Source organism: Gemmata sp. (assembly GCF_051859125.1).
Taxonomy (GTDB): domain Bacteria; phylum Planctomycetota; class Planctomycetia; order Gemmatales; family Gemmataceae; genus Gemmata.
In genome coordinates this window covers 1-12080 of the sequence record NZ_JBHYGG010000107.1, presented here as the reverse complement: position 1 = coordinate 12080, position 12080 = coordinate 1, and the positions used below count along the sequence as shown (strand labels likewise).

The 12080-nt window shown below is 71.0% G+C and carries 8 protein-coding genes; 6 read left to right on the top strand and 2 right to left on the bottom strand.

All coding sequences use genetic code 11. From position 1 onward, the window contains the following. Positions 1-108: 108 nt before the first annotated feature. On the bottom strand, positions 109-1707 hold the full coding sequence (locus tag ACTIGN_RS11375) for an alpha,alpha-trehalose-phosphate synthase (UDP-forming) (RefSeq protein WP_439623859.1): 1599 nt from the start codon (positions 1705-1707) through the stop codon (positions 109-111). Positions 1708-2098: 391 nt separating this feature from the next. Between ACTIGN_RS11375 and ACTIGN_RS11370 the strand changes: the two genes are divergently transcribed. From ACTIGN_RS11370 to ACTIGN_RS11355, 4 genes are all read left to right on the top strand, one after another. Further along, positions 2099-3571 carry a sensor histidine kinase gene (locus ACTIGN_RS11370; RefSeq protein WP_439623858.1) on the top strand — a complete coding sequence of 491 codons (1473 nt, stop codon included), beginning with the start codon at positions 2099-2101 and terminating at the stop codon, positions 3569-3571. A 77-nt stretch (positions 3572-3648) separates the two neighbouring features. Continuing rightward, entirely contained in the window at positions 3649-5115 is a 1467-nt protein-coding gene (locus ACTIGN_RS11365; RefSeq protein WP_439623856.1) for a sigma-54-dependent transcriptional regulator, read from the top strand. 133 nt (positions 5116-5248) lie between these two features. Beyond that, positions 5249-5815: a GTP cyclohydrolase I FolE gene (folE, locus tag ACTIGN_RS11360; RefSeq protein ID WP_439623854.1), complete on the top strand. Its 567-nt coding sequence runs from the start codon at positions 5249-5251 to the stop codon at positions 5813-5815. Between the two features lie 587 nt (positions 5816-6402). Next, positions 6403-7809 (top strand): hypothetical protein, encoded by a 1407-nt coding sequence (locus ACTIGN_RS11355; protein ID WP_439623852.1) that lies wholly within the window; start codon positions 6403-6405, stop codon positions 7807-7809. A 177-nt stretch (positions 7810-7986) separates the two neighbouring features. Here the strand turns inward: ACTIGN_RS11355 and ACTIGN_RS11350 are convergent, their stop codons facing one another. Continuing rightward, entirely contained in the window at positions 7987-9144 is a 1158-nt protein-coding gene (locus ACTIGN_RS11350; RefSeq protein WP_439623850.1) for a hypothetical protein, read from the bottom strand. A gap of 104 nt (positions 9145-9248) precedes the next feature. Between ACTIGN_RS11350 and ACTIGN_RS11345 the strand changes: the two genes are divergently transcribed. Further along, the gene (locus ACTIGN_RS11345; RefSeq protein WP_439623848.1) at positions 9249-11219 is read left to right on the top strand and encodes a hypothetical protein; all 1971 of its coding nucleotides are present in this window, start codon (positions 9249-9251) and stop codon (positions 11217-11219) included. A 286-nt stretch (positions 11220-11505) separates the two neighbouring features. After that, a complete protein-coding gene (locus ACTIGN_RS11340) occupies positions 11506-12018 on the top strand; it encodes a transposase (RefSeq protein ID WP_439623846.1) in 513 nt (170 codons plus the stop codon). Positions 12019-12080 lie beyond the last annotated feature (62 nt).

Genomic DNA, 12080 nt, shown 5'->3' with positions numbered 1-12080 from the left:
CCCCGTTCCTACGGGGAGAGGTCGCGACCCGGCTCTGCGGGTCGCGGGTGAGGGGACATCACCTGTACTGTGCATCGATCACGTTGCCCCCGCTCGCCGAATCGCCGGTCACCCGCCGGCGAGCCGCATCGCGGTCATGTAGTTCTCGATCGCGATCATCCGCTCCGTGCGCTCGGTGCGGCCCGCCGGCGGCTCGGCCTCGTCGGCCGCGGCGGGGGGCGGGGCCGGCACCGCGGGCTCGGGCACCCGCTTGCCGACCTCGCTCAGCAGCGTCCCGGCCCAGCGGAAGATGTTGTTGTCCTCCACCTGCGCCCGCATCCGCCGCATCCGCCGCTCCTGCTCCTCGGCCGGCATCGTCAGCGCGAGGTGCAGGCCGTTCGCGAGGTCGTCCGCGTCGAACGGGTTCACCAGCACCGCGTCGGGCAGCTCCTTCGACGCGCCGGTGAACCGCGACAGCACCAGCACCCCGCGGTCGTCGTCCCGGGCCGCGACGAACTCCTTCGCGACCAGGTTCATGCCGTCGTGCAGCGAGCTGACCACGCACCCGGTCGCCATCCGGTACAGCACCGTCACGTCCCCGGGGGTGTGGTGCTCGTTGAGGAACACCACCGGCTTCCACCGGTCCGTGCCGTGCCGCCAGTTCACCTTCTCGGCGAGGCCCTGCACCTCGTCGGCCAGGTCGCGGTACGCGGGCAGGTGGGTCCGGCTCGGCGCGCCGATCTGGAGGAAGTGGAACTTCTCCTTCAGCTCCGGGCGCAGCTCCAGGAGCCGGTCCACGGCCCGGAGCCGCTCCGGGATGCCCTTGGTGTAGTCGACCCGGTCCACGCCCACGAGCAGCGGCCGGTCCGCGAGCCGGTACTTCTTCCGCACCGCGACCGCCCTGCGGCCCCAGTCGTCGCCCAGGTACTCCTTGGCGAGCCCCGGGTCCACGCTGATCGGGAACGGCCGCACCGAGGTCTCGTGCCCGGAGCGGCTCACGGTGAACTGGTCCCGGTCGAACCGGCACTCCAGCGCGCGGTCCACGGTCTCGAAGAAGTTGTTGCAGTGGTACTGCGTCTGGAACCCGAGGAGGTCGTTGCCGAGCATCCCGTCGAGCAGCTCCTTGGCCCACGGGCACACGAGGAACGTCTCCGGGTTGGGCCACGGGATGTGCCAGAACTGCGCGACGACGAGGTCCGGGCGGGCCGCCTTGAGGAGCCGCGGGAGCAGGGCGAAGTGGTAGTCCTGCACGAACACGAGGCCGGGGCCGCCCTCCGCTTCCTGGAGCACGGCCGCGGCGAACGTCTCGTTCACCCGGCGGTACGCCTCCCAGTCCGAGAGGTCGAACACGGGCCGCTGGTACACCTGGTGGCACAGGGGCCACAGGGTGCTGTTGGAGAACCCGTAGTAGTACCCCTCCTCGTCCGCCCGGTCGAGCCACAACCGGCGGAGCGTGTACCGCGGGTCGTCCGGGGGCACCCCGACGCGACCGTGCGCGTCGGCCGCCTCCGCGTCCGCGTCGCCGGACCCGTGCGCGACCCAGGTGCCGCCGCACGCCTGCATCACCGGGTCGAGCGCCGCGGTGAGCCCGCCCGCCGGGCGGACCCACTCGACCTCGCCGTCGCGGTACCGGTGGATGTACGGCTCGCGGTTGGCGACCACGATCAACTTGGCCCCGCCGAGCCGCGTCCGTGCGACCGTTTCCAGGCGCTCTTTGCTCCAGCTCATCAATCCCTCGGGGAATGGGAAGGGGCGACGGACGGCCGCACGGAAATGCGCGTCCGCGGGCACCACAGTTGCAGCGGGTCAGTCAAAAGCAAACACGGTGCCGCGCGCGTTCCGGGCTCTCGCCCTGTGGGCCGACGGCGGTGTGGTACAACAGGGGTGCCGCATGGCGGGCACCCCTGCGTCCCGCAAAGTGTTTCGCGGGCCTCAGGTTGCGATCGCGGCTACAATTGAGCGGAATCTCGGGTGTGGGCGAGTCCGGCCGCCGGGGGCGACTGTGCGGAGCCCGAGACCGTTGGATTTACTCCGGCCGGGACCGGCGAATCCCGGGACTGCGTGTCCAATCGCTGGACAGGTGGTTCAGTCGCTGGACAGGATCAAGGGGCACCGGGCGATGACGAACCAAACGGTAACGCGGGTGGCGGCCCCGATCGCCGCGCTCAGCGCGCTGCTGCTCGTCCTGTCGGTGGTCGCGGCGTGGTACGTGTGGGACATGCAGGAGCGGGCCAGCGGGCCGATCGCGTCGAGCGTGGCCAGCGTGACCGCGGCGCAGGAACTGGAGATCAGCATCCGCGAGGTGTCGCACCAGTTCAACCGGTACCTCATCATGCTGGACCGGAAGCACCTGGAGCCGGTGCCGCGGCTCAAGGCCCGGACCGCGGCGGCCCTGGCCAACGCCGAGGCGTCGAGCACGAGCCCGGCCGAGGAGGCGCTGATGCGGCGCACCCGCCAGGGGTACGAGCGGTTCTTCGCCGAGTACGAGCGGCTCCTGGCCCACCCCCCGCGGGAGGGCATGTACTCCGAGATCATCAAGCTCACCGACACGGTCCTGACCCCCGAGATCGTGGAACCGGCCCACGAGTACCTGCGGCTCAACGAAGGGAGCCTGACCCAGGCCAGCGACACGAACCAGCAGCTCGCCCGCCGGCTCGTGTTCGGCATGGTCGCCGTCGGCCTGTTCGGGTCCGCGGGCGGGCTCCTCGGCGGGTGGGTGATCGCGGCGACGGTGCGGCGGAACATCGCCCGGACCGAGGCCCGGCTGCTGATGACGGCCGAGGAGCTGGACCGGGCCGCGCGGCGCCAGGGGCTGCTGGGCGGGGGCGACCCGGCCGACCCGCTCGACCGGGTGAGCGTGAGCGTGTCGGCGGTCATCGAGCGGCTCCGGGAGACCGAGCGGGCCGCGCTGCGGGCCGAGCAGCTCGCGTGGGTCGGGCAGATGGCCGCGGGCATCGCCCACGAGATCCGCAACCCGCTCATGGCCATCAAGCTGCTGGTGCAGGCCGGGGCCGAGCGGCCCGGCGGCCCGGCCCTGCGGCCCCGCGACTTCGGGGTGCTCGACGAGGAGATCTGCCGGCTCGAGCAGATCGTCTCCGGGTTCCTCGACTTCGCCCGCCCGCCCCGGCCCAACCCGCGGCAGTTCGACGCCCTCGAGTCCGTGGCCCAGGCGCTCGACGGGGTCCAGCCCCGGGCCGAGCTCCAGGGCGTGTCGCTCGAACTCGACCGCACCGGCGGCCCGGTCGTCGTGTCCGCCGACCCGAACCAGCTCCGCCAGGTGTTCCTGAACCTGCTCATCAACGCCCTCGACGCGCAGCCCAGGGGCGGGTCGATCCGGCTGGCGGTCCGCGCGGACCGGTCGGCCGTGGTGCTGACCGTGGCCGACGCCGGGCCGGGGATCGCCCCGGGCGTGGCCGACCGGATCTTCGAGCCGTTCGTCAGCACCAAGGAGTCCGGCCTGGGGCTCGGGCTGTCCATCTGCCGGCGGATCGCCGAGGCCCACGGCGGGACCCTCAGCGCCGGCGACCGGCCCGGGGGCGGGGCCGTGTTCACCCTCCGCATCCCGACCGGCGGGGCCGCCCTGTCGGCGTAGCCCCCGCGACAGGCCCGCCCGATTCCGAAGTGCCGCCACCCGCGGCCCACCCCCGTTGCCACACCCCGCGGTGCCGCGTGCCCAAGCTGCTCATCATCGACGACGAGGCCAACGTCCTGTACTCGCTCCAGACCGGTCTGGAGACCGACGACCTGGCCGTGGTCACCGCCAAGACCGGGAAGCGGGGGCTCGGGCTCGTCCCCAAAGAGGAGCCCGACGTCGTCATCGTGGACGTGCGGCTCCCGGACATGTCCGGCCTGGAGCTGTTCGAGCGGATCAAGGAGGTCGCCCCGAAGGTGCCGGTCGTCATCATCACCGCGTTCGCCGCGACCGACACGGCCATCGAGGCGATGAAGCGGGGCGCGTTCGACTACCTGCTCAAGCCCGTGGACCTGCACCACCTCCGCGAGGTCATCGGCCGGGCCCTGGAGCTGCGGCGGATGCAGGCCGTGCCCGCGGTGTTCGACCGGCCCGAGGCCGAGGCCGACGACTCCCCGCCCGGCACCGACCCGATCGTCGGCCGGTCCCCGGTCATGCAGGAGGTGTACAAGACCGTGGGCCGCATCGCGCAGCAGGACGTGACGGTCCTGATCCTGGGCGAGAGCGGCACCGGCAAGGAGCTGGTCGCCCGCGCCCTGTTCCAGCACTCGAAGCGGGCCGACCGCCCGTTCCTCGCGATCAACTGCGCGGCCATCCCCGACGCGCTGCTGGAGAGCGAGCTGTTCGGGCACGAGCGGGGCGCGTTCACCGGGGCCGACCGCCAGCGGGTCGGGAAGTTCGAGCAGGCCGACGGGGGCACCATCTTCCTCGACGAGATCGGGGACATGACCCCGCAGACCCAGGCCAAGGTGCTCCGGGTGCTCCAGAACCAGCAGTTCGAGCGGGTCGGCGGCCAGGAGACGCTGGCCGTGGACACCCGGGTGATCGCCGCCACGAACCGGAACCTGGAGGCCGAGGTCGCCGCCGGCCGGTTCCGCCAGGACCTGTTCTACCGGCTCAACGGGGTCACCATCGCCCTGCCCCCGCTCCGGGACCGCAGGGACGACATCCCGCTGCTCGTGGACCACTTCATCAAGGTGGCGAACCGGAAGCTCGACAAGCACGTCGCGACCATCGCCCCGGACGCGCTGCGGGTGCTCAGCGCGCACTCGTGGCCCGGGAACGTGCGGGAGCTGCAGAACGTGGTGCGGTACGCGGTGATCCAGGCGGTCGGCGAGGTGCTGACCGTGGACGGCCTGCCCGCGTCGGTCCGCGGCGGGAGCGCGCCGGTGCCGGGCGGGCAGACCGCCGACGGCCTCGACGTCCGCAAGCTCACCCGCGACCTGCTCGCGTTCGGGAGCCCGGACATCTACCGCCAGGTGGTCGCCGAGGTGGACCGCGTCGTCCTCGGCGAGGTGCTCAAGCACGTCGCCAACAACCAGGTCCACGCGAGCGAGCTGCTCGGCATCTCGCGGACCACGCTCCGGGCCAAGCTCGCGGCCGACAAGCCGCCGCCCGCGGCCGCCCGGCCGCCCGAGTCGCCGCCGGGCGGTTCGGGTGACTAGAATGGCCTGACGGCGAGCGCGGGCTTGGTGGGGCAGGCGTTCTTGCCTGCCCGTGGCGACAGGAGGCAGGCAAGAATGCCTGCCCCACCAGCAAAGCGCCCGCCGCCCGCACCCCCTCTCCGGAGTCAGTTCTTTGGACGTCGATCACGAGCGCATCCGCCGGGCGGTCCGCGAGATCCTGGTGGCCGTGGGCGAGAACCCGGACCGCGAGGGGCTCCTCGACACGCCCGACCGGGTCGCGCGGATGTACGCCGAGATCTTCAGCGGCCTGCGCACCGACCCGGCCGTCCACCTGCAGACGATGTTCACCCAGAAGCACGACGAGATGGTGCTGGTGAAGGACATCGAGTTCTCGTCGTGCTGCGAGCACCACCTGCTGCCGTTCACCGGCAAGGCGCACATCGCGTACCTGCCGAACGGGCGGATCGTCGGGCTCTCGAAGCTGGCCCGGGTGGTGGACGCGGTGGCCCGGCGGCCGCAGGTGCAGGAGCGGATGACGGAGCACGTCGCGGACCTCATCATGGCGCACCTGAAGCCCCGGGGCGTGGGGGTGATCGTCGAGGCGAGCCACAGTTGTATGACGATCCGCGGGGTCCGCAAGCCCGGCGCGATGACCATCACCAGCTCGATGCGGGGCGGGTTCCTGACCGACCCGGCGACCCGGAGCGAGCTGATGTCGCTCGTCTTCGGCGGGAAGTGACCCCGAATCTCATGTATTCGTTTCGATCTGGTGGGGCAGGCATTCTTGCCTGCCTCCAGTCGCGTCCGGAGGCAGGCAAGAATGCCTGCCCCACCAAGGGCAACTGATCCACGCGATTCGGTATGACCCCTCTGCGCTCGGGCCGCGCTCGCGGCGGCCCCGCGGCCCGGACCGGCCCCCGGCGGCCCCGTTTTCCCAGCACTTTCGCGTCGCTCTGATCCCCTCAGAACCCTTCCCGCGGACGCGCCAGTTCTCCCTCCCGCGCCCGGCGGTGCGGGTTGCGCCGCGCCCCGGACCGGCTCGAAACCCGCAGAACGCAGCGCGCCGCGCGAACGGGCGCGACCGGCACGACCGGGCGCGCCGCGCCACCCCGCAGATCGCGCCCGCGGCGGGCCACAATTTGGCCCCGGCGCGGCCCCGGCGATTTCCCAACCCGCCCCGGCGCGGTCATAACTATCGCAAGCAACCTGAAAGCCTTCCCGGTGTGTGCGACGAATGGACGGTCGCTACGGGAGATGGCGGGGTGCGGGAGTTCGGAACTCGTGGGGGTCACCCAAATGAGCGTTCGGCGGATCAAGATGTGTCTCATGACGGCGACCGTGGCTGCCCTGTTCGGGGTGGTCGCCACGGATGCCCAGGCGTTCGGCGGCAAGAAGCGGGGCGGCGACGACTGCAACCCGTGCGGCAGCCCGTGCGGGCCGGTCGCGACCTCGGGGTGCGGGAGCTGGGTCACCCAGAAGCAGAAGGTGACCGAGTACGTCAAGACGTGGGTCGACCAGACCGTCACCGTCATGCAGCCCCAGCAGAAGACCGAGACGTACACCGCCTACAAGACGGAGTGCGTGCCCGAGACGGTCACCAAGCAGGTGACGGTCAACAAGATGGTCACCGAGACGGTGAACGAGACCCGCTGCGTCACGGAACGCGTTCCGGTGCAGAAGGAAGTCACCGTGATGGAGCGGGTGCCGGTGCAGAAGGAAGTGACGGTGATGGAGAAGCGGCCGGTGCAGAAGGAAGTCACCGTCATGGAGAAGGTGAACGTCCAGAAGCAGGTCACCGTGATGGAGCGGGTCCCGGTCCAGAAGCAGGTGACGGTGAACGAGGTGCGGCACTCGACGGTGATGGTCACCGAGATGCAGCAGAAGACCTCGTCGCACTGGGTCAACGTCTCCGAGACGGTGACCCGCGGCCCGAGCTTCGCGGACCGGCTCCGGTCGATCACCGACCCGTGCTACTGCCCGTGCCCCCGGACCAAGGAAGTCTGCCGCAAGGAAAAGGTTTGCGAGACGACCTGCTGCCCGGTCACCGTGTGCAAGAAGATCACCGAGTGCGTCCCGGTGACGAAGACGGTCTGCACGTACGAGTGCCGCCCGGTCACCAAGACGGTGTGCGTCCAGGAGTGCGTCGCGGTCAAGAAGCTGTGCACGGTGACCGAGTGCGTGCCGGTCAAGAAGCTGTGCACGGTGACCGAGTGCGTGCCGGTGAAGAAGACCGTGACCGTGTGCGAGTGCGTCACCAAGCAGATCACCGTCCCGGTGTGCCGGACCAAGTGCGTCCCGACGTGCGAGACGGTCACCTGCACCGTGATGGTCAAGAAGTGCGTCGCCTACCAGGCCACCCGGTGCGTCACCGTGTGCGTCCCGGTGCAGCAGACCATCAAGGTCTGCAAGAGCGTCCCGACCGTGGTCGAGAAGGACGTCCAGGTGTGGGTGCCGGCCCCGGTCGCCCCGGTGGCCCCGGCCGCCCCGGCCTGCGGCAACGCCTGTGACAACGCCTGCGGCAACGCCTGTGACAACGCCTGCGAGAAGGGGCCGAGCCTGCTCGACCGCCTCAAGGCCAAGTTCGCCTGCCACAAGGCCTGCAAGCCGGCCTGCGACCCGTGCGCCGAGAAGGGCCCGGGCCTGTTCGACAAGCTGAAGGCCAAGCTGCACCACAAGAAGAGCAGCTGCTGCGAGGCCTCGGCCTGCGGTGCGGTCTCCGCCTGCTGCAACTGAGTCGCGACCCGGTGACCGGTTCCGACCGCTCGCCAACGACCCGGCCCGGGGGCAACCCCGGGCCGGGTTCGTTTCGTTCCGGGAGCGACGCAGCGCTCCGGTCCCGCGGGCGCCGCTGGTGGTCTCCCCGCGTCGCTGCCCTCACCCGCCCCGACGCGACACGTTCCGTCCGCACTCCTACGGCTTCTTCAGCGGGGGCGGCGGGGTGCGGGTCTTCGGGTCCATCAGCAGCTCGGGCTTCACCCGGCCGCTGAGCCGCCAGGTGCCGTACGAGTCGCACCCGTACACCGCGTCGGTGACGTTCGCGTCGAGGAACCGCGTCCCGATCCAGACGAAGTGCTGCGAGTTGCTCTTGTCCACGATCACCGTCAGGTCCTTGAGCACGAGGTCCTTGGGCACCTTGAGCCCGGACCCGGTGAGCACCGCGAGCCGGACCTCCTTGACCTTGGCCCGCGCCACGGTCGCGTCGAACCCGGCCCCGAGCCCCTTCAGGTCCTTCGCGTCCTCGACCGTCAGGCCCAGCCCCCGGGCCGTGCCGAGCGTCATCAGGACCCCCTCGGGCCAGTTCATCGTGGACGACAGGCCGACGTTGACCGTCTCCGTCTTGCCGTCGGGGAGCTTGTACTTCTGCTGCCCGTCCACGCTGGCGAACGCGAACGCCGGGGTGCCCTGGTACGACACCGTCGGGCCGGCGAACGGGAGCAGGTCCTTGTCGGGGCTCACCGCGGGCTCCGGGAGCGGGCCGTCGTCGCCCGTGCCGAGCTTCTTCACGACCCCGGTGGAGACGGTGAACTCCAGGAACTTGTCGCCGAAGTACATCCGCGGCTCGAACGCCTTGTCGGCCCCCTTGGTCAGCTCGTTCACGGGCAGCAGCAGGTCGCTGAGCAGCACCTTGTCGCCGTCCTTGGGCGGCTCGATGATCTCGACCTTCAGGTTCACCAGCCGCACCTCGACGTCGCGGCCCCGGGTGGTCCTGGGGGCCACCTGCACGCCGCGGACGACCAGTTCCGGGAGGGTGGCGGTGCGGTTCGCGGGCACCTCGAACCCCCACTCCTTCCACTTCTTGGCCGCGACCATCGCCTTGCTCGGGAGGCTGTCGAACGCGACCGTGCAGTCGAACGACTTGTCCTTGTTCTTCGGGTCCGGGACGCGGGCCGCGAAGTGGTAGAACACGGGGTCCTCTTCCGACGTGGCCACCCGAACCCGGGTGCCGGACGACGGCGGGACCACCGGCTTCAGGAGCGGCCCCGGCTCCTGCGCGGCCGCCGCGACCGCGAGCCAGACCGCCGCGGCCAGGAGGCACGAGCCGGGGACCCGGCAGGAGAGGGAACGCATGTGCGGCACCCGTGGGGCTGGGGGACTGTACCGACAATACCGCGCCGGCGACGGGATGGTAAGATATTCAACGCGACTCCGCTCAAGCCGTTGGAGTGACCGACATGCGCGTCCGTCTGCTGGCCGCCGTTCTCGCGACCACCGTTCTCGCCCGCCCGGCCCCGGCCCAGGCGCAGCTCGACCCCGAGCAGAGGACCCCCACGCTCTGGCGGGTCGTGCTCAAGGCGAGGCCGCACCCGCTGCTCCCGCCGTCGTTCCGCGAGCAGCTCCGGCGCGACGTCCTGGCTGCGCTCCAGCCGGCGATGGGGCCGCTCGGGACCGTCGAGGTGATCGACCTCGGCGAGGTGCCCCGCGACAAGTGGGAGCCGCTCTGGCAGCAGTTCGACGACAAGGGGTTCTCGGCCCTCGACGCGTCCCGCGACCTGACCGGCGCGAAGACGCACTTCCTCGCGCTCGAGTACCGCGACGGCCAGTACCACCTCGAGGCGCGGCAGCACGACGGGTTCGCCGGGCTCGCCTCGCCGGTGGTCCGCAAGCAGTCGGTGCGCGCCGCGGAACTCGTGGGCCGCACCGCCGGGCTCATGCTCGACCGCGACTTCGGCCCCACGGGCTCGTTCGACGCGGCCCCCGGCAAGGTGGACGCGGTGAAGGTCGCGCTCCGCGGCGGGCAACTCGGCGCGCTCGACGACCGCGTGGTGAAGGTCGGCGACGTGTTCGCGGTGTCGCAGGTGTTCAGGACGCAGCGGCCCGCCCCGCCCCCGGTCCGCACGGCCACGGGGAAGATCATCGCGGCCCCGCCCGGGTCGGTCCCGCCGCCGGCGCTCAGCGCCACCCTGCGGCCGTTCACCCTGCTCCGCGTCACCGAGGTGAACAAGGACGGGACCGTGCGGTGCGGGGTGCTGACGCTGTACCAGAACCCGTTCCCCGCGGCGACCAACCTCGTCGGGTACCGGTGCATGAAGCTCGGCACCGTGGACGCGCCGCTCACCGTGCGGCTCGTCACGTCGAACCCGGCCGACCAGAAGTCGACGGGGCAGGCGACGGTGCGGGCGACCGAGGCCGGGTTCGGCACCCCGCCCGACCCGAAGGACCGGTTCACCTTCCGCGACGGGCTGTTCCGCTCGGAGCGGCCCCTGGCGAACGTCGCGTGCGTCACCGTCACGCACGGGGGCCGGTCGGTCCCGTTCCCCGTGCCGGTCCTCGGCCCGGACCCGGTGAACCTGCCGTTCGAGATCAACCCGGAGCTGGAGCGGAAGGCCGAGAACCTGCGGGGCCTGGTCGCGGCCGCGGCCCGGGTCGCCGACGCCCGCAACGCGCAGACGATCTGCTTCGAGGCGACCGCCGCGCTCATCGAGAAGAAGAAGAACGCCGACGCGCTGGCCCGCGCCCGCGGCGGGTTCCAGGCCGCCGACGCCGCCGACAAGGGCATCGCCGACGACCTCGCCCGCATCAAGGAGTCGCCCGACGCCTCGCCCGAACTCGTCCGCTCGATCGAGCGGCAGCTCGCGGCGCTGCGGCAGTTCAACGTGCAACTCGCGGCGCACGTGAAGACGCTCGAAGCGGTCGTGGCCCGCGAGAACGACCCGACCATCGCCGCCCGCGAGGTGCAGGCCGAGGCGCTCGTCACCCGGATCACGCTGCTCCTGGGCCGCGGCGACGTGGACGAGGCGATCAACGCCTACGACCTGCTCGTGACGCTGCTCCCCGACAGCGCCGACGTGAGGGCGCGGCGGGACAAGCTCAAGGCCGACTGGGCGCCGAAGTCGGACGCGCACGCCAAGGCCCGCGACTACCTGCTGAAGAAGTGGCCCGCGGTCGCGACGGTCCCCGACTTCCGCGACAGCCTGCCGGACCTGGGCCGCGCCGTCGAGGAGTGCAAGAAGGCGAACGACAGGTACGCGCTGCGGAAGCTGCTGACGGTGTTCACCGCGGCCGGCGTGAAGCTGAACGACCTCGTGGCCCCGCTCGACCCGAACGCCGACGCCGACCGGAAGCTCGCCGCCGACGCGAAGGCCGTCGCCGCCGCCCTCGCGGCGCTCGAGGTCCAGATCACCGAGTTCGTGGACGCGAAGTAGTTGAAACACGCGCGATGATTGTGTCTTGTAGGGGCCACCCTCCGTGGCGGCCCGCCCGCCGCAATGCGTGAGCGCCGTGGGCGCATTGATTTGTAGGGGCCGCCCTCCGTGGCGGCCCGCCCCAATGCGTGAGCGCCGATTCGTGTGCTGCGGGTCGTTCGTTCATGCGGTTGGCGGGCCGCCACGGAGGGCGGCCCCTACCGGAGAACAACCCACAGGGTGCTACGCGGAGGCGGTTGGCGGGCCGCCACGGAGAGCGGCCCCTACAAGACATTCGGAACCGCGCATGGCCACCGAACTGCCGAACCGCCGTCCTCATCGTCTGGCACCCGCGGTATATGCGCAACCGCATCATGCGTGCTTCCTCACCATCTGCGCCCGGCACCACGGCGAACCGTTCAGGGACGCGGTACTCGCGGGGCACGTCGTGCGGTCGCTCCTCTGGACGCGCGAGCGCTATCAGTGGGCGATCTACGCCTACTGCCTGATGCCCGACCACCTTCACTTCCTCTGCCGTCCGCTCGAACCACCAGGCCGCACCGTCAACGCGGGTAACCGTGGCGCTCATCTCGAAAGTCTCCTCGATCACGTGGCCCGGTTTAAGAGTTACACCACTCGCGAAGCATGGCGGATCGGGCTTCACGGTCACCTTTGGCAACGCAGCAGTTACGATGTGCTGACCGATGAGACCCGCTCGCCCGAGGAAATCGCCCGCTACATTCTCGACAACCCGGTACGAAAGGGGCTGGTGGCCACGTGGTCCGAATGGCTGCACTCGGGAGTACCAGATCGGTTGTGAGTGCTTTGTCTTGTAGGGGCCGCCCTCCGTGGCGGCCCGCCAGTCACGAAGGGTGAGCGCCG

What these genes read in the sequence shown, in the direction of transcription:
- ACTIGN_RS11370 (WP_439623858.1), top strand. Translation starts at nt 2,099, where the DNA reads ATGACGAACCAAACGGTAACGCGGGTGGCGGCCCCGATCGCCGCGCTC.
- ACTIGN_RS11375 (WP_439623859.1), bottom strand. Translation starts at nt 1,707, where the DNA reads ATGAGCTGGAGCAAAGAGCGCCTGGAAACGGTCGCACGGACGCGGCTC.
- ACTIGN_RS11345 (WP_439623848.1), top strand. Translation starts at nt 9,249, where the DNA reads ATGCGCGTCCGTCTGCTGGCCGCCGTTCTCGCGACCACCGTTCTCGCC.
- ACTIGN_RS11355 (WP_439623852.1), top strand. Translation starts at nt 6,403, where the DNA reads ATGACGGCGACCGTGGCTGCCCTGTTCGGGGTGGTCGCCACGGATGCC.
- ACTIGN_RS11350 (WP_439623850.1), bottom strand. Translation starts at nt 9,144, where the DNA reads ATGCGTTCCCTCTCCTGCCGGGTCCCCGGCTCGTGCCTCCTGGCCGCG.
- ACTIGN_RS11340 (WP_439623846.1), top strand. Translation starts at nt 11,506, where the DNA reads ATGGCCACCGAACTGCCGAACCGCCGTCCTCATCGTCTGGCACCCGCG.